Genomic DNA, 18,185 nt, shown 5'->3' on the forward strand with positions numbered 1-18,185 from the left:
TGCCTGGCCACTCAGCGCAGGACCAGCCTGCGCCGAGCGCCCTGCTCCACGAGCTTCACCGGCAGGATGCGCGGCAACGCATCGAGCAGTACCTCGGGCTGGTCGCTGGGGAAGCTGCCGGTCAGGCGCAATGTCCCAGCCTCTGCCGCCACGGCCAACGGACGAGGCAGATAGGCATTGAGCTCACCGACCACTTCGGCCAACGGCTGGTCGGTGAACGACCACCATCCCCGCTGCCAGTGCCCCAGGTCGGGACCGAAACGCCCACCGCCACGCAGGTTGCCCAGGCGCCCCTGGGCATCCAGGCAGATACGCTCGCCCGCGTGCAGGATCTGTTGCGTGCCTTGCAGGTCGCGAACCTGCACCCGCCCCCTGGCCACCGCCACCTGGACGCGATCGCCGCGGTCGCTGACGCTGAACGCCGTGCCCAGCACCTGCACCAGGCCCAGCCGGGTGCTGACCAGGAACGGACGCCACGACGCATGGGCGACATCGAAGTAAGCGTTGCCGTGCAGCAGCAGCACCTGCCGCTCGGTGTGCTCGAAGCGCACCCGCAGGTTGCTCTCGGCGGCCACCAGCAGTTGGCTGCCGTCGGGCAGGTGCACGCTGCGTGGCGCTTCGGCGTGGGCAGTCTGCAGATCGAGCTGGAACGGCGCCGTACGCCGGTACATCCAGCCTAGCCAGCCGCCAGTGGCCAGCACCAGCGCCAGCACGCCGCCCTGGCGCAACAGTCGCCGACGCGCCGGGTCGAACGCCTCGGGCTGGAGTGCGCCACGCAATTGTGGCGCCAGCCGATGCACCAGTTGCCAGCGCTGCTCGGCCTCCAGCCAGGCACGCTCGTGCTCGTCGCTACGGCCCCGCCAGCGCGACGCCTGCCCGCCCGCCTGGCGTACCCGCTCGGGGTCGTCGCCCTGCAGCGCCGCCAGGTAGGCCAGGGCCTGCTGGACCTTGCGCGGCGAAACCGGTTCAGTCATCGCGCACCGCCAGGCGCAGCTCGGACAGATCGAACACCGCCCGGGCGATATGCAGTTCCACCGACTTGGCTGTCAGCCCCAACGCCTCGCACACGTCGCGATGGCTGTGGCCATGCAGGCGCACGCGGACGAACACCTCGCGGCGCAGGCGCGGCATGCGTTCGATACGATCGATCAGGGACTGCAACTGTTCGCGGGCGATGATGATGTCTTCGACACTGGGGCTGAGCAGCTCGACGCGTGTCAGCCAGTCTTCCAGCGCAGCCAGCTCGGTGCTGCGGCGTCGGTACTGGTCGATGCACAGGTTGCGCGCGGCCTGGAACAACAACGCGCGGGCATTGATCACCGGTGCGCTCAGCGCATGGGCATAGGCCTGGGCGAAGCTGGACTGGGCGATGTCGGCGGCATCGTCGGGATTGCGTAGACGCCCGCAGAGGTAGCGGCGCAGGTCGCTGTAGTGGGCGAGCAGATCGTCGACGACGGCCTGGAGCGCCGGTCGGGCGCTCCAGGCAGTAGGTAGGGAAGTCATTGCAGGTGGCTGTGGCGAGAACCGTTAATGAAAATTCGTATCATTCTCACACATGTCGTCCGGCACTCGCCAGCACCACCTCGTCCGACCTCAATAGCCGAGCTTGTGCAGCAACTGCCCCTCGGCGACAGGCACCGGGCGACCGTAGAAGCGCAGCAGCTCCCCGGCGCGATTGCTGAAAATACCGTCGACGCCGGCCTTCATCGCCTTGTCGAAGTCGATTCGGTCATCGAGGGTGTAGACGTGCACCAATAGGCCGCGATCATGGCTGGCTTTGTTCATCCATGGCTGGATCAGGTCCGAATAGCTCTGCTCGCCAAGGTTGCTGCGCACTGCCGAAGGGCCGGTGCCGATGGCGCCGTCTGCCTTGGCGTAGTCCAGCCAGCGCTCGAACTCGGCCCGGTCCTTGGGTTGCTGGCGAGCATAGAAGGTCGACTTGTCATGCTCGCCCGACTCGGCGAAATCCTGCCCGGAGGCCGGTTCGATACTGCCCTTGGCTACCCACAGCAGGAGAATCTTCGGTACTTGCGGCATGGCCTCGTGCAGCAGCTTGAGGCTGTTGCGATCGAATGTCTGCAGCACCACACGGCCCGGTTTGTCGAGCCAGCCACGCGCTTCGAGGCGTTTTTTCAGGTCCTGTTCGATACCAGGGAACTGGGCCGGTTCCTTGGTCTCGATGTACAGACCCGGATGCCGCTCGGGATTGCCTTCGGCAATGTCGATCACCTCGTCCAGGGTGAGAATGCGCTGCTGTTTGAAAGCTGCGCGTGCGCGCTCGGGATAGGCCTTGTTGAACCAGCTGCCGGCATCCAGCGACTTGAGCTCGGCCAGGGTGAAGTCGCTGACCGGACTGGCCTTGCGCTCGGGGAAACGCTCGGCGACATTGCTGGTGCGGGCCAGGACATCGTCGTGAACCACTACCAGCACGCCGTCTCGGGTGCGCTGCAGGTCCATTTCCAGGTAGTCGGCGCCCAGTTCGCGCGCCAGCAGATAAGCCGGGGTAGTGGACTCCGGAGCGTCGAAGGAAGCGCCTCGGTGGGCGATCACCGCCGGATGGGGGATGCCCTGGGCGGCGGCGAGGGCCTGGCCGTCCGCGGCGTGCGCGGTGGAAGTTGCCAGCAGCGTGGCCAACAGGAGAGGTTTGAACATTCGGTGAGTCCTTGGCAAATCGGGGCCGGTCCTGTCACGAAACAGGGCCGGCGAGGTCTACGGTGCGGTCCTTGAGGGCGCAAGCCTCGCACACTCTGCATGACATGCTAAAGTCCCCGGCGTTTTCCGCCATGCCCTACGGACCGCCCATGCCCGCTCTCGACGCCCACCTGCCCTCCTGGGCCGACCTCAACCAGCGCCACCCCTGCACCGCCCTGCTGCTAGGCAACGGTGCCAGTCGCGCCCTGTGGAAGCCGTTCGGCTACTTCTCGTTGTTCGAGCAGGCTCGCCAGGTCCGCCACAAGGCCCTGGGGGTAAGTGACCAGGCGCTGTTCAAGGCGTTGGGCAGCGAGCTGTTCGAACCGGCGCTCAGCGCCCTCAACACCACCGTGCGGGCCAATGCCGCGCTGGCGATCAACGCCACCGCGCCGCTGAACCGCTACTACTCGATCAAGGAAGCCCTGATCCACGCCGTGCGCACGGTGCACCTGCCCTGGCCACTGCTGCCCGAGGCCACCCGCCTGGCGCTCAACCAGGCGCTGCGCGAATACCGCACGGTCTACACCAGCAACTACGACCTGCTCCTGCCCTGGGCCGTGGCCCAGGCCCCGACAGGCTTCGCCGAGCTGTTCGACGCCGAGGGCTTCTTCGATGTACGCCGCGTATCGGACAAAGGCGTGCGGGTCATCCACCTGCACGGCGGCATGCACCTGCTCAAGCTGCCCGACGGCAGCACCCGCCGGCGCGGCGCGGAACAGGCCGAACTGCTCGAAGGCTTCGCCGTCAACATTCCCGGCGAAGTGCCATTGTTCGTCAACGAAAGTCGCAGCGAGGACAAGCTGCGGGCCATCCGCAACTCCGACTACCTGTCGTGGGGACTGGCGCAATTGGCACGCGAGCACCAGGGCCTGTGCCTGTTCGGTCAACATCTGGACGCCAGCGACCAGCACCTGCTGGAGGCCATTCGCCAGGCCCGGCCCACGCACCTGGCGGTGGCGATCCGGCCCTTGAGCGAGGCATCGATCCTCAACCAGAAACAGCACTACGCGCAACGTTTCGCCGATCTTGAGCGCACTTCACTGCACTTTTTCGATGCTTCCAGCCATCCGCTGGGCCAAGCCGAACTGGCCATCGAGGTGCCCGCCAGCTTCAACCGACAGCGCTGAGGCAGGGCATATCGGTGTTTTGCAAATGTGAATAATTCTCGATAAGATCCGCACCCTTTTCCCTGCCCAGCTCCGGAAAGCGTGCATGCAGCGCCTCAAGCCCGATCCCGTCGCCCAGGAAACCTGCCGAGGTTTCTACGCCGACATCCTGCATTTCCTGCGCAAGCGCATGGACAATGCCAACGATGCCGCCGACATGACCCAGGATGTGTTCGCCCAATGGCTGGGCTATCGCGACCGAGCCAAGGTGCAGCAACCCCGGGCATTCCTGTTCCAGGTGGCGCGCAACCTGCTCAGCGATCACTGGCGGCGGCAGCAAGTGCGCCATGGCGTGCTCGAGACGCACCCCATCGAGGAGGAGCCGGCAACGGCTGCCAATGACCCGCTGGATCATGCCCAGCAGCAACAGCGGCTGAATCAATTGCGCCAGGTGCTCGACGAACTCTCGCCGCGCCGGCGCGAAGCCCTTATGCTGCACCGCTTCGAAGGCCTCACCCAGGCCCAGATCGCCGAACGCATGAACATTTCCGTCAGCATGGTCGAGAAGCACATCGCCGCCGCCCTGCTGCAGTGCAAGCAACGCCTGGACAGTGACACCGGCACGGAGCAGTTTCCATGATTCCCATCGATGAGCCCGACCCGCGCCCGATCGACGACCAGGCAGCAAGCTGGTTCAGCCGCAACCGCAACAACCCGTCGCGCAATGAACGCAAGGCTTTCGCCCAATGGATGCAGCAGGCCGAACACGCCCGCGCCTACCGCCAGTTCGAGCAGTTGTGGGACGACCTCGCCGCGCTCAAGCAGGTCAATCGGCCAACGCCCCTGCCCGTGCGCCGTGCCGTGCGCTGGCGACCCGCGCTGGCGACTGCGGCCGCGCTGCTGTGCGCGGTGCTGGCAGGCAACCTCGGCAACGGCCCCGAAGCATTCGCCGAGCGCATCGGCGCCAGCCAGGCGATGCGCAGCCTGCGCCTGCCTGATGGCAGCCAGCTCTACGTCAATGCCCAGACCCACCTACGCCTGGACTTCAATGCCGAGCGCCGGTTGATCCTGCTCGAGCAGGGGCAGATGTACATCGACGTCGCCCCCGACAAGGAGCGCCCGCTGTTCGTCGACGCCGGCAGTGCCCGGGTGCGGGTAGTCGGTACAGGTTTCGACCTGCGCCGTGGGGCCCGTGAACTGGTGGTCGGCGTCACCCATGGCCAGGTGGCGTTCGAGGTGCCTGGCGAGCGGTTGCCCCCCCTGCTGCTTGGCGCCAGCCAGGGTGCCACCTATGACCTGGCACGCGGCACCCTGAGCCGCCAGGATCTGTCCGGCCAGGCAGTGGCCGACTGGCGCGAAGGGCATGTCAGCTTTCACAACCGCGAACTGGCCAGCCTGATCGACGAGATTGGCCTGTACCGGCGGCAGCCGGTGCTGCTCGCCGACCCGGCGCTGGGTCGGCACAAGGTGTCCGGCAACCTCGACGTGCACGACCCGGATGCCCTGCTCAACGCTTTACCCGCCTTGCTGCCAGTCAAGACAACGCTGCTGGCAGACGGCCGTCTGCGGATCGAACGGCGTTGATTGAATCTTTTTGAGAATTTTTATCATTCGCAGGTGTGGCTTTTTCGCAAGTCCGCGTCTTCCTCCATGCCCGCTCCATGACGGCGGGCTTTTTCCGGCCTTTTGCCGTTTGGGGGAATCCATGTTGTCCGCGTTGCGTCCGTTGCACTGCCTGCCTGCCCGAGCCACATTGCTCGCCCTGCCGCTGGCGATCGGCCTGGCCGTGAGCCTGTCCGCCGAAGCCGCGCCACTGCCTGTCGACCTGCCCGCGCAGACGCTGGCACGTTCGCTGAGCCAGTTGGCACAGCAGGCCAAGGTCCAGTTGCTGTTCGACGAGGCCCAGCTTGGCGGCGCCCAGGCGCCAGCGCTCAAGGGCGACTTCGAGGCCGAAGTGGCGATTGCCCGCCTGCTGGTCGGCAGCCGCTTCAACGTGGTACGCATGGGCAATACCTACGTGGTGCGCTTGCGCGAAGACCAACCCAGTGCCGACAACAGCCTGCAACTCGGCGCGCTGAGCATCGTTGGTGACGGCCAGCAGGTCGATGCTGGCAATGTCGGGCGCTCGACGCTGGACCAGGAGCAGATCGACCGCTACCAGCCGAGCAACATTCCCAGCGTGCTGGCCACCCTGCCGGGGATCAACATGGGTGGCTCGTCCAAGCCTGGCGGACAGACCATCAACATCTGGGGCATGGGCGATGCCGAGGATGTGCCGATGACCGTCGACGGCGCCCCCAAGAGTGGCTTCGAGCGTTATCAGCAAGGCACCATCTTCATCGAGCCCGAACTGATCAAGCACATCGAGGTGGACAAGGGCCCGCACTCGGTCAAGACCGGCAACGGTGGCTTCGGCGGCAGCGTCAACATGCAGACCAAGGATGCCACGGACCTGCTGCAGGACGGACGCAACAGCGGCGCCATGCTCAAGTACGGCTACGCCAGCAACGACCACCAGCAGATCTACAGCTCGGCGCTGTTCGGCCGCACCGATGACGGGCGTATCGACGGCCTGGTGTATTACACCAAGCGCGACGGTGGCAACCTGAAGATGGCCGACAGCCTGCCCGACCCGACCAATCGCTGGCCGGTCAACCCGCAGCGCCTGCCCTACAGCGCCCTTGACCTCGACGGTGCGCTGCTCAAGACCAACATCCACTTCACCGACGAGCACAGCCTGGGGCTGTCCTGGTCGCGCTCGCAAAGCGATCGCTGGACCACCTTCGCCTCCACCGCCTTCGCCACCCCGCCCACTGCCGCCGACATCAAGCGCTACGGCTACGATGCCGCGCTCAAGCGTTTCCTGGCCTACCGCACCACGGTCGACACCACCTGGTCGGCCACCTACAGATACCAGCCGATCGAGAACCCGTGGCTCGACCTGCAGGTGAAATATTCCGAATCCGACACCAAGCAGACCGACGAACGCGAAGCCACGGCGTTCTTCCAGCCAGCCACCGGCGGACGCAAGATGGACACCGAGTACCAGGACCGCATGCTCGACGTGACCAACACCAGCACCTTCCTCACCGGCCCCCTGGAACACGCGCTGACCGCCGGCGTGCAGGTACGCCGCCACGACCGTGACACACAGATGTGGATGCCCGGCAAGATGTACCAGGTGCCCAAGTACAACTACGGTCACTACCAGCCCTACTTCATGCCCAGCGGCCAGGTCGACAGCCAGGGGTACTATCTGCAGGACGCCATCACCCTGGGCGACCTGACCATCACCCCGTCGCTGCGCTATGACCATGTGACCAACGAAGGCAAGCCCAACCAGGCGCCTTACTACAACAATCCGGCAGCCGGCCACGACTACAGCGACAAGACCTACAGCGGCTGGTCGCCGCGTCTGTCGCTGTTCTGGAAAATGAACGAACATACTGCGCTGTTCGCCGACTACAGCAAGACCTGGCGCGCCCCGGTACTGGACGAGCAGTACGAGGTCCAGGGCGTGGGCAGCCGTACCGCCACCAGCCGCGACCTCGACCCCGAGCGCATCACCGGCCTGCGGGTCGGCAGTATCAGCAACTTCTCCAACGTGTTCACCCAGGGCGACAGCGCCCAGGTGCGCGCCACGGTATTCCGCAACAAGGTCACCGACGAGATCTTCAAGGCCACCGGTATTGGCTGCCAGCGGCAACTGGAAACCGGCGGCACCATCGCCGCCACTTGCGGCGACGGCCTGATGGGCAACTACCGCAATATCGGCGACGTAACCTACAAGGGCTTCGAAGTCGAGACCTTCTACGACGCCCGCTACCTGTTCGGTGCGTTGTCGTATTCATGGATGGAAGGGCGTCACGACGGTGCCTACACCAACCCATGGGGGCCAGATGTCTGGGCCAAGGACGTGCCGGCACCCAAGTGGATCGCCACCCTCGGCGTCAAGATCCCGGAGTGGGACGCACGCGTCGGCTGGACCGCGCAGTTCGTCGGCGCCACCCACCACCTGCCCAGCGACAAGTATTTCGAAGGGCCGGCCAGCGCACTGGGTGACCGCTACTACGACAATTTCGGCAACGAGAAGTACCAGCTACACGGCCTGTTCGCCAACTGGAAGCCACAGCAGGCGTACCTCAAGGGCACCGAGGTCAACCTGACCGTGGACAACCTGTTCAACAAGGCGGTCAGGCCAGAGCTGTCGGGAGAGAATGCCTATACCGTCGGACGCAACGCCAAGATCAGCGTGACCCGCTTCTTCTGAGGCCGTCGCGACGGCTCATGCGCCTCGTTCGACGAGGCGCTCCTGGGCCCTGGCGACATTCACCTGCATCGCGGCAAGGGCCAGCTCCAGCACGGCGTGGGTTACCGCATGGCTGCCCCGCGCCTGCATCCACGCGAGGACGTCGGCCAGGTGCCACAGCGAAAGGCTGCCGTCATGCACCGGCGCCGGAAAACTGCGGTGGTGAGAAAGCATGAGCTTGCGCATGTTCTGCCGGGACACGCCCACCAGCTGTGCCACATCGGTAAGACCGACCAGGTCGGGGCTGGCTTCGATCAACTGGGCCGTGGGGATCACCCGGTGCACATCCGCCAGGGCACTGCGCATGGCCTCATGCGCACTCGCAGCCTCGCGGGCGAAGGCCAGGGCCAGCCGCCCTGGCTGACCGATGCCGACCACCGCGTCATCGCAACCCTCCGCGCCGAGACGCTCGACCAGCGCGTCGAGATCCTGATCGTCGCTGAGTTGGTACTTGAGGGTGAATTCGTACTCCATCACTTGTGCTCCGCTTGCGGGTGGGGTGCCGAGGTGCAGTTGTCCACGATCCGGCGCAACTGCCGGGCGAAAGTGCCCGGGTTTCGCGGCGTGCTCCACACACTGCTGATGCAGAACTCACCGCAACGGCAATCACGGTCATTAAGGGGGCAGTAGATGCGCCCCCAACAGTGGCCGCCACGTACCACCACTCGCCAGCCACGTGTCTCGGCATGGCTCAGGGACTGTTCGACTTCTTTGTCTGGATGGACGGGACGGGCCATTGGCAGGGCTCCAGTATGGGCCGAGAAAAAAAGTTGTCAAGTGACAACCAAGGAGCGCCGACAAGCGCTGTCCCGACCCAGCCTAGGCCCTGTGCCGCAGGCGTTTTCCTGAAAACTAGCGCTTCGGAAACGGCCTATCCAAACCAGCGAAACCTCTGCGCTTGCTGCCCTGCACTCAAGCGATCAGCCCATCAGCCCGCAACAGGGTTTCCAGGCAGTGCTCGCGCACGCCGTAGAACGCCTTGAGCTGGTCGATCTTCTCCAGCAGCACACGGTTGTCCTGTGGCTGCCGGCGCTTGACCGCGAGGATCATCTTGTTCTTGTTGGTGTGCTCCAGCGAGATGAACTCGAAAACCTTGGTCTCATAACCACAAGCTTCCAAGTACAGGGCTCTCAGGCTGTCGGTGAGCATCTCGGCCTGCTGCCCCAGGTGCAGCCCGTACTGCAGCATCGGCTGCAGCAGCCCCGGGCTGTGCAACTGCGGGCGAACCTGCTTGTGGCAGCACGGCGAACACATGATGATCGCGGCGTTGCAGCGGATCCCGGTATGGATGGCGTAGTCGGTGGCGATATCGCAGGCATGCAAGGCAATCATCACCTCGATGGCCTCGGGGACAACACTGCGTACATCGCCACACTCGAACACCAGCCCCGGGTGTTCCAGGCGCATGGCAGCGGCATTGCACAGCTCGACCATGTCCGGACGCAACTCGACGCCAGTAACCTGCGCTTGGCGACCCAGCGTGTTGCTCAGGTAGTCGTGCATGGCAAAGGTCAGGTAGCCCTTGCCCGAACCGAAGTCCGCCACCCGCAGCACCTGGTTCGCCGCTACCGGCGCACCGGCCAGGGCGTGGTCGAAGACTTCGATGAACTTGTTGATCTGCTTCCACTTGCGTGACATCGACGGGATCAACGCACCTTGCGCATCGGTCACCCCAAGATCACGCAGGAAAGGCCGCGACAACTCCAGGTAACGCTTCTTCTCCCGGTCATGCCCGCCCGCCGCCGCTTCGCGCGGAGCCTGCTGGGCGAGATGGCGACGGATCATCGGCTTGCCCTTCTTGCTGAACTCCAGTTGCACCTCACCGGCGCCGGTGAACAGATGGGCATTGCGAAAGCTCGTCGGCAGCAGTTCGGCAGCCAGCGCCTGGGCCTGCGGCAGCGGCAGGTTGCGGGTGATGTCGCGGGTCTGGTGGCGGTAGACCAGTTGCAGGCATGGCTCCCCCTTGATCAGCACCGGCTTGGCGATGATCCGCTGCAAGGTCTGGTCGGCGCCGACATGGCGGGCCAGCACCAAGCGGGTCAGGCTGCCATCGGCCATGGCGTCGGCCAGCAGGCCCAGGAACTCGGCACGCGCATCCGGCGCGCTGGAGACGGTAAAGGAGGAAGACATGAGAATGGGTGCCTCGAAATGCGGGAAGCGCAACGCGCAATGCCGCGCATTCTACGTGGCCGACGGCCTGTCGCGAAGGGTTGCCGACCACCTGTCCCGTGCGAACTGCCGTCAGTCGAGGATGACCAGGCGATTGGGCAGTTCGTTGCGCGCCTGGGTTGGCGGCACATGCATGCTGAGCAGCTCGCCGCAAGCCTCGATGCACTCGATGAACCCCTGCAGGGTTTCGCCTTCGCCCACCTGTTCGACAAAACGGCTGACGATGGCCTCGCGCGCTTGTGGCGGCAAGTGCCGGGCAATGCCCTCGTCGACCAGGATCTCGACATGCCGCTCGGCCTCGCTGACGAAGATCAGTACACCAGTAGCGCCCGCCGTACGCTGCAGGTTGAGTTCGAGGAACTGCTGCCGGGCCAGCCCGGAGGCTCGCCAGCGACGCCATTTCGTGGGCACCACCCAGCTCGACAGGCGCGGATGGCGCAACAGCAGGCACAGGCCGATGAATGTGAGCATCTGCACCAGCAACAGGCCATTCACCCCGATCCAGCCCAACCACAGGTGCAATGCCCCAGGCACCAGCAATGCCAGCAACGCGGCCCAGAGCAATGGCAGGTAGGGAAAGTCATCCGCGCGTCGGGCCAGCACGGTCACCAACTCGGCGTCGGTACGCTGCTCGGCGCGGGCGATCGCCTCGGCGATCTGGCGCTGTTCGTATTCGGTCATGCCATCGTCTCTCGAGCGTTCTTATCGTTGTTATCCCGGCATCGGGTGGGCAGGAGTGTATCTCAACAGACGCCTCATATAAGGCATAATCCGCGACTGCCACGGATCCTGCCGAACGATCGGCGCCACCACCAGCGGACGTTACAACAACAGGCTTGCGAAAAGTCCTCGGCCGCTGCTCACTCGACAATGGAATTGATGATGAAACTGTCTTTGCTGGGCCTGGCCATGGGCCTTGCCACCCAGGCGGCGCTTGCTGCCCCTACCGCCCCGCCCCTGCAAGACAAGCAGGCGTTCATCGAACATCTGGTCAGCCAGATGACCGAAGCCGAGAAAATCGGCCAACTGCGCCTGATCAGCATCGGTCCGGAAATGCCCCGTGACAAAATCCGCGAGGAAATCGCCGCAGGTCGTATCGGCGGTACCTTCAACTCGCGCACGGCCCCCGAGAACCGGCCGATGCAGGACGCGGCCATGCGCAGCCGCCTGAAGATCCCGATGTTCTTCGCCTACGACACCATCCATGGCGAGCGCACCATCTTCCCGATTGGCCTGGGCCTGGCCGCGAGCTGGGACATGGAGGCCATCGCCAAGGTAGGCCGTACTGCCGCCATCGAAGCCGCCGCCGACTCGCTGGACATGACCTTCGCGCCAATGGTCGACATTGCCCGCGACCCACGCTGGGGGCGTACCAGCGAAGGCTTCGGCGAGGACACCTACCTGACCGCCAGGATCGGCCAGGTGATGGTCCGTTCATTCCAGGGCTCGAGCCCGGCCAACGCCGACAGCGTGATGGCCATCGTCAAGCACTTCGCCCTGTACGGCGCGGTGGAAGGGGGGCGCGACTACAACACGGTCGATATGAGCCTGCCGAAGATGTACAACGACTACCTGCCGCCCTACCGAGCCGCGCTCGACGCCGGTGCCGGCGGAGTGATGGTCGCGCTGAACTCGATCAACGGCGTGCCGGCCACCTCCAACACCTGGTTGATGAACGACCTGCTGCGCAAGGAGTGGGGCTTCAAGGGCGTGACCATCAGCGACCACGGCGCGATCCAGGAGCTGATTCGCCACGGCGTCGCCCGCGACGGCCGCGAAGCCGCCAAGCTGGCGATCAAGGCCGGTATCGACATGAGCATGAACGACACCCTGTACGGCCAGGAGCTGCCGGGGCTGCTCAAGTCCGGCGAAGTCTCCCAGGCCGAGCTGGACCAGGCGGTGCGCGAGGTGCTCGGCGCTAAGTACGACATGGGTCTGTTCAAGGATCCGTACGTACGGATTCCCAAGCCCGAGACCGACCTGAAGGACTACTACGCCGATGACCGCCTGCACCGCGACGCCGCCCGCGACGTGGCGCGCCGCAGCCTGGTGCTGCTGGAGAACCGCGAACAGACCCTGCCCCTGAAGAAGGCCGGCACCATCGCCCTGGTCGGCCCACTGGCCGACGCGCCGATCGACATGATGGGCAGCTGGGCCGCCGACGGCAAACCGCAGCATTCGGTCACCGTGCGCGAAGGCCTGCGCCGCGCCCTCGAAGGCAAAGCCAAGGTGGTCTACGCCAAGGGATCGAATGTCACCGGTGACAAGGCGATCCTCGACTACCTGAACTTCCTCAACTTCGACGCCCCGGAAATCGTCGACGACCCGCGTCCGGCCGCAGTCTTGATCGACGAGGCCGTCAAGGCCGCGAAGCAATCGGATGTGGTGGTCGCCGTGGTCGGCGAGTCCCGCGGCATGTCCCACGAGTCATCGAGCCGTACCACCCTGGAGATCCCGGCCGTGCAGCGCGACCTGATCAAGGCGCTCAAGGCCACCGGCAAGCCTCTGGTGCTGGTGTTGATGAACGGCCGCCCACTGTCGCTCGCCTGGGAGCGCGAGCAGGCCGATGCTCTCCTGGAAACCTGGTTCAGCGGTACCGAAGGCGGTAACGCCATCGCCGACGTACTGTTCGGCGACTACAATCCGTCCGGCCGTCTGGCGATCACTTTCCCGCGCTCGGTCGGGCAGATCCCGATGTACTACAACCACCTGCGCATCGGCCGCCCGTTCACCCCAGGCAAGCCGGGCAACTACACCTCGCAGTACTTCGAGGAGCCGAACGGCCCGCTGTACCCGTTCGGCTACGGCCTGAGCTACACCGACTTCGCCCTGTCCGGGCTGTCGCTCTCCGCCTCCCAGCTCAAGCCTGGCGGCAAGCTGCAGGCCAAGGTGACGGTGAAGAACACCGGCAAGCGTGATGGCGAGACCGTGGTCCAGTTGTACATCCAGGACCAGAGCGCCTCGATGAGCCGTCCGGTGAAGGAGCTGAAGAACTTCCAGAAACTGATGCTCAAGGCCGGCGAATCGCGAACCTTGACCTTCGACATCAGCGAGGCCGACCTGAAGTTCTACAATGGCCAGCTGCAGCACGTTGCCGAGCCCGGCCAGTTCAATGTCCAGATCGGCCTGGATTCCGAGGCGGTGCAACAACAGAGCTTCGAGCTGCTGTAAGCCACATCCGGCCTTCTCGCGGGCCTGCTCCGCGAGAAGGCCGGCACAGACAATCGAGTCCTCGGATCCGCCCCATGCCTTCATCCCTCCGTGCCCTGCGCCTGGGCCTGATCATCCTGCTGGTCCTGGTCGGCACCACCCTCAGCGCCGGCTGGGCCATGCACCAGGCCAAGCGCCAGGCAATGGAAACCGACGCGCGACGGGCCAGTGAGCAACTGAGCCTGTATGCCAATGCCCTGCACACCTTGATCGAGCGCTACCGTGCCCTGCCCGCGGTGCTGGCGCTGGACCCTGAGTTGATCGGTGCCCTGCGCGGCCCGGTCACACCTGCCCTGCAGGACGCCCTGAACCACAAGCTCGAACGCATCAACGGTGCCGCCAATTCCTCGACCCTGGAGCTGCTCGACCGCACCGGCCTGGCCATCGCCGCCAGCAACTGGCGTCTGCCGACCACCTACGTCGGTTCCAACTACGGCTTCCGCCCCTATTTCAAGCAGACCCGCAGCCAAGGCAGTGGCCGCTTCTATGCGGTGGGCGTGACCAGCGGTGTACCCGGCTATTTCCTGTCCAGCGCGGTGAACGACGAGCATGGCCGTTTCCTCGGTGCCATGGTGGTCAAGCTGGAGTTTCCCGAACTCGAACGCGAATGGCGCCAGGGCAGCGACATCCTGTTGGTCAGCGACGCCCGCGGCATCACCTTCATCGCCAATCAGGACGGCTGGCGCTACCGCGAGCTGCAGCCGCTGGACGGTGCGGATCGCGCCGAGCTGGCCGAAACCCGGCAATACGACAAGCAGCCCCTGGTGCCCTTGCAGCACCAGACCCTGACCCGCTTCACCGCCAACAGCCGCCTGGCTCGCGTGCAAGGGCCGGACGGCAGCGCCGAGTACCTCTGGGAAAGCCTGCCACTGGAAGCCGAAGGCTGGACCCTGCACCTGCTGCGCAAGCCGCAGGTCGCCGAGGATGGTCGCAATGCCGCCTTGGCGGCGGCGGCGATCTGGCTGAGCCTGGTGTTCGCCTCGCTCTTCGTCAGCCAGCGCCTGCGCCTGGCCCGCCTGCGTAGGCGCAGCCGCGAAGAACTCAAACGCCAGGTGGAGGAACGGACCCGTGAACTGCGCACTGCCCAGGAAGGCCTGGTGCAGTCAGCCAAGCTGGCGGCACTGGGGCAGATGTCGGCGGCCCTGGCCCATGAGATCAACCAGCCGCTGACCACCCAGCGCATGCAACTGGAGACCCTGCGCCTGCTGCTCGACCATGGCCGTCACGACCAGGCGCGCCAGGCACTCGAGCCGCTGGAGCAGATGCTCACACGCATGGCCGCGCTGACCGGTCACCTCAAGTCCTTTGCCCGCAACAGCCCTGGCGGCCTGCGCGAACGCCTCGACCTGGCCACCGTGGTCGACCAGGCCCTGCACCTGCTCGAAACCCGCATTCGCAACGAAGACGTCGATATTGCCCTGTACCTGGCACGTCCGGCTTGGGTACGCGGTGATGCGATCCGCCTGGAACAGGTGCTGATCAACCTGTTGCGCAACGCCCTCGACGCCATGGCCGGCAAGCGTTACAAACGCCTGGAGATCCGTATCGAAGCGGACGACAGCCAGTGGCGCCTGAGCGTGCTCGACTCCGGTGGCGGCATCCTCGACAGCGACCTGGCCAAGGTGTTCGATCCATTCTTCACCACCAAGCCGGTGGGCGAAGGGCTGGGCCTGGGCCTGGCGATCTCCTACGGAATCGTCGTCGATGCCGGCGGCCGCCTGCAGGTCGAGAACCTGCCCGGTGGCGCGCGCTTCAGCCTGACCCTGCCTCGCGACCTGGAGCCTGTATGTTGAATTCAGTGATCGTCGTCGACGACGAAGCCAGCATCCGCACTGCGGTGGAGCAGTGGTTGAGCCTGTCGGGTTTCAACGTGCAACTGTTCGCCCGCGGCGAGGATTGCCTGGCCCAGCTTCCCCGCGACTTTCCCGGCGTGATCCTCAGCGACGTACGCATGCCTGGCCTGTCGGGCATGCAACTGCTCGAACGCCTGCAACAGGAAGACCCCGACCTGCCGGTGATCCTGCTGACCGGCCACGGCGACGTGCCGATGGCAGTGGAAGCGATGCGCAATGGCGCCTACGACTTCCTGGAAAAACCATTCACCCCCCAGCACCTGATGGGCAGCCTTGGCCGGGCCCTGGAAAAACGCCGGTTGGTCCTGGAGAACCGCCGCCTGCACGAGCAGGCCGACCTCAAGGCACAACTGGAAAGCACCCTGCTGGGCATGTCCCAAGGCCTGCAGCAACTGCGCCGGCAGGTGCTGGAACTCGCCGGTTTGCCCGTCAACGTGCTGATCCGCGGCGAGACCGGCAGTGGCAAGGAACGCGTCGCCCGCTGCCTGCACGACGTTGGGCCGCGTGCCGACAAACCGTTCGTCGCGCTCAACTGTGCCGCCATCCCCGAAGCCCTGTTCGAGGCCGAGCTGTTCGGCCATGAAAGCGGCGCCTTCACCGGTGCCCAGGGCAAGCGCATCGGCAAGCTGGAGTATGCCAACGGTGGCACCCTGTTCCTCGATGAGATCGAAAGCATGCCGCTGGCCCAGCAGGCCAAGCTACTGCGGGTGATCCAGGAGCACAAGCTGGAACGCCTGGGGGCCAACCAGAGCATCGGTGTCGACTTGCGGATCGTCGCCGCGACCAAGCCCGATCTGCTCGAGGAGGCCCGCGCCGGACGGTTCCGCGAGGACCTGGCCTATCGCCTGAACGTCGCCGAACTGCGCCTGGCGCCGCTGCGCGAACGGCGCGAGGACATCCCCCTGCTGTTCGAGCATTTCGCCCGTGCCAGCGCCGAACGCCTGGGGCGCAAGGCACCGCTGGTAAGCGGCGCACAGCTGGCGCAGCTGCTGGCCCATGACTGGCCCGGCAATGTACGGGAACTGGCCAACGCCGCCGAACGCCATGCCCTGGGGCTGGACTCGCCGACCCTGGCCACCGAGTCCGATGCCCAGTCGCTGGCCGGCCAGATGGAGGCCTTCGAGGCCTTGTGCCTGCGTGCCGCTCTGCGCCAGCACAAGGGCGAGATCAAGGGTGTGATGGAAACGCTGCAACTGCCGCGGCGCACGCTGAACGAAAAAATGCAGCGCCATGGACTGGTACGCGAGGACTTTCTCGAGCGCGAATAAGCGGATTTTTGCCTATCGCCAAGGAGCAGTAAGCGGAAAACCGCCTACCATGTGATGCTCCTGCTGGCCTATCGCCGGACAACCATGCCCCCACGCGCCCCCCTGTAACCCAGGCAGAATAGGGGTTGCGCGGGAGCCGGCGCGCCCCGCCATACCTTCAGACGGATCGCTCCGCCCTCATTTGGCACAGCTTCTGCAAAACCCTTCTCAAGCTGCGCTCCAGCGCGCTCCACAAAAACAACGAGAAGGTATCCCCTGATGGATAACGCCAGCACTCTGCCCACCGGGGCGGCCGTTGCGCCCGCCGCGGAAAAAACCACCGCCAGCCGCCTCAAATCGATCTTCAGTGGTTCCATCGGCAACATGGTCGAATGGTACGACTGGTACGTCTACGCCGCATTCTCGCTGTACTTCGCCAAGGCCTTCTTCCCTGCCGGCGACACCACCGCACAACTGCTCAACACCGCCGCGATCTTCGCCGTGGGCTTTTTGATGCGCCCGATCGGTGGCTGGCTGATGGGCCTGTACGCCGACCGCAAGGGCCGCAAGGCCGCGCTGATGGCCTCGGTGCTGCTGATGTGCGCCGGCTCCCTGGTCATCGCCCTGACGCCAGGCTACGAGACCATCGGCGTCGCCGCGCCGGTCCTGCTGGTCATCGCCCGGCTGATGCAAGGCCTGTCGGTGGGCGGCGAATACGGCACCTCGGCCACCTACCTCAGCGAGATGGCGAGCAAGGAGCGTCGTGGCTTCTTCTCCAGCTTCCAGTACGTGACCCTGATCTCCGGCCAGCTCATCGCCCTGGCGGTACTGATCATCCTGCAGCAGACCCTGACCACCGAGCAGCTGTATGCCTGGGGCTGGCGCGTACCGTTCGTGATCGGCGCGCTGTGCGCGGTAGTCGCGCTGTACCTGCGTCGCGGCATGGAAGAGACCGCCTCCTTCACCAAGAAGGAAAAGTCCAAGGAAAGCCTGATGCGCACCCTGATGCGCCATCCCAAGGAACTGATGACCGTGGTCGGCCTGACCATGGGCGGTACCCTGGCCTTCTACACCTACACCACCTACATGCAGAAGTACCTGGTCAACACCGTGGGCATGAGCATCAGCGATTCGACCACCATCTCGGCGGCCACGCTGTTCCTGTTCATGTGCCTGCAGCCGGTGATCGGCGGTCTGTCCGACAAGATCGGCCGGCGTCCGATCCTGATCGCCTTCGGCGTGCTGGGCACCCTGTTCACCGTGCCGATCCTCAGCACCCTGCACACCATCCAGACGTGGTGGGGCGCGTTCTTCCTGATCATGGCGGCGCTGATCATCGTCAGCGGCTACACCTCGATCAACGCCGTGGTCAAGGCCGAACTGTTCCCCACCGAAATCCGCGCCCTGGGCGTGGGCCTGCCCTACGCACTGACCGTGTCGATCTTCGGCGGCACCGCCGAGTACGTGGCCCTGTGGTTCAAGAGCATCGGCATGGAGACCGGTTTCTACTGGTACGTCACCGCGTGCATCGCCTGTTCGCTGCTGGTGTACGCGACCATGAAGGACACCAAGCAGCATTCGCGCATCACCACCGAGTGAT

15 protein-coding genes are annotated in these 18,185 nt (G+C 65.1%); 8 read left to right on the forward strand and 7 right to left on the reverse strand.

The features are described 5' to 3' along the window. Positions 1-11 precede the first annotated feature (11 nt). The 3 genes from F3J43_RS08240 to F3J43_RS08250 all read right to left on the reverse strand — a co-directional run bounded on the left by F3J43_RS08240 (position 12) and on the right by F3J43_RS08250 (position 2,652). Positions 12-974, reverse strand: a complete 963-nt coding sequence (locus F3J43_RS08240) for a FecR family protein (protein ID WP_166884586.1) — start codon at positions 972-974, stop codon at positions 12-14. Further along, complete coding sequence (locus F3J43_RS08245; protein WP_166884588.1) at positions 967-1,503, reverse strand: RNA polymerase sigma factor; 537 nt, start codon at positions 1,501-1,503, stop codon at positions 967-969. Before F3J43_RS08245 ends, F3J43_RS08240 begins: the two co-directional genes overlap by 8 nt. 90 nt (positions 1,504-1,593) lie before the next feature. Then, entirely contained in the window at positions 1,594-2,652 is a 1,059-nt protein-coding gene (locus tag F3J43_RS08250) for a glycerophosphodiester phosphodiesterase family protein (protein ID WP_166884590.1), read from the reverse strand. Between the two features lie 149 nt (positions 2,653-2,801). On the opposite strand from F3J43_RS08250, the gene F3J43_RS08255 reads away from it, so the two are divergent. The 4 genes from F3J43_RS08255 to F3J43_RS08270 all read left to right on the forward strand — a co-directional run bounded on the left by F3J43_RS08255 (position 2,802) and on the right by F3J43_RS08270 (position 8,067). Continuing rightward, positions 2,802-3,818 carry a DUF4917 family protein gene (locus tag F3J43_RS08255; protein ID WP_166884592.1) on the forward strand — a complete coding sequence of 339 codons (1,017 nt, stop codon included), beginning with the start codon at positions 2,802-2,804 and terminating at the stop codon, positions 3,816-3,818. An 85-nt stretch (positions 3,819-3,903) separates the two neighbouring features. Beyond that, the gene (locus F3J43_RS08260) at positions 3,904-4,437 is read left to right on the forward strand and encodes an RNA polymerase sigma factor (protein ID WP_166884594.1); all 534 of its coding nucleotides are present in this window, start codon (positions 3,904-3,906) and stop codon (positions 4,435-4,437) included. Beyond that, positions 4,434-5,381, forward strand: a complete 948-nt coding sequence (locus F3J43_RS08265) for a FecR family protein (RefSeq protein ID WP_166884596.1) — start codon at positions 4,434-4,436, stop codon at positions 5,379-5,381. The genes F3J43_RS08260 and F3J43_RS08265 overlap by 4 nt, the downstream gene beginning before the upstream one ends. 121 nt (positions 5,382-5,502) lie before the next feature. Then, the gene (locus F3J43_RS08270; protein WP_166884598.1) at positions 5,503-8,067 is read left to right on the forward strand and encodes a TonB-dependent receptor; all 2,565 of its coding nucleotides are present in this window, start codon (positions 5,503-5,505) and stop codon (positions 8,065-8,067) included. A 15-nt stretch (positions 8,068-8,082) separates the two neighbouring features. Here F3J43_RS08270 and F3J43_RS08275 read toward each other — a convergent pair whose 3' ends face one another. The 4 genes from F3J43_RS08275 to F3J43_RS08290 form a co-directional block, all read right to left on the reverse strand. Beyond that, complete coding sequence (locus F3J43_RS08275; RefSeq protein ID WP_166884600.1) at positions 8,083-8,580, reverse strand: helix-turn-helix transcriptional regulator; 498 nt, start codon at positions 8,578-8,580, stop codon at positions 8,083-8,085. Then, positions 8,580-8,843 carry a hypothetical protein gene (locus F3J43_RS08280; protein WP_166884602.1) on the reverse strand — a complete coding sequence of 88 codons (264 nt, stop codon included), beginning with the start codon at positions 8,841-8,843 and terminating at the stop codon, positions 8,580-8,582. Before F3J43_RS08280 ends, F3J43_RS08275 begins: the two co-directional genes overlap by 1 nt. Before the next feature lie 175 nt (positions 8,844-9,018). Then, positions 9,019-10,236: a class I SAM-dependent methyltransferase gene (locus F3J43_RS08285; protein WP_166884604.1), complete on the reverse strand. Its 1,218-nt coding sequence runs from the start codon at positions 10,234-10,236 to the stop codon at positions 9,019-9,021. A 111-nt stretch (positions 10,237-10,347) separates the two neighbouring features. Continuing rightward, a complete protein-coding gene (locus F3J43_RS08290; RefSeq protein WP_166884606.1) occupies positions 10,348-10,956 on the reverse strand; it encodes a TPM domain-containing protein in 609 nt (202 codons plus the stop codon). A 198-nt stretch (positions 10,957-11,154) separates the two neighbouring features. Between F3J43_RS08290 and bglX the strand changes: the two genes are divergently transcribed. The 4 genes from bglX (at position 11,155) to F3J43_RS08310 (ending at position 18,184) form a co-directional block, all read left to right on the forward strand. After that, complete coding sequence (gene bglX, locus F3J43_RS08295) at positions 11,155-13,446, forward strand: beta-glucosidase BglX (RefSeq protein WP_166884609.1); 2,292 nt, start codon at positions 11,155-11,157, stop codon at positions 13,444-13,446. A gap of 74 nt (positions 13,447-13,520) precedes the next feature. Further along, a complete protein-coding gene (locus F3J43_RS08300; protein WP_166884610.1) occupies positions 13,521-15,278 on the forward strand; it encodes a sensor histidine kinase in 1,758 nt (585 codons plus the stop codon). After that, positions 15,272-16,606, forward strand: coding sequence for a two-component system response regulator MifR (gene mifR / locus F3J43_RS08305; protein WP_166884612.1), 1,335 nt, complete (start codon positions 15,272-15,274; stop codon positions 16,604-16,606). The genes F3J43_RS08300 and mifR overlap by 7 nt, the downstream gene beginning before the upstream one ends. Positions 16,607-16,864: 258 nt before the next feature. Further along, on the forward strand, positions 16,865-18,184 hold the full coding sequence (locus F3J43_RS08310; protein ID WP_166884615.1) for an MFS transporter: 1,320 nt from the start codon (positions 16,865-16,867) through the stop codon (positions 18,182-18,184). Position 18,185: the final 1 nt, after the last annotated feature.

This window comes from Pantoea sp. Cy-639 (assembly GCF_011752525.1).
Classification (GTDB): domain Bacteria; phylum Pseudomonadota; class Gammaproteobacteria; order Pseudomonadales; family Pseudomonadaceae; genus Aquipseudomonas.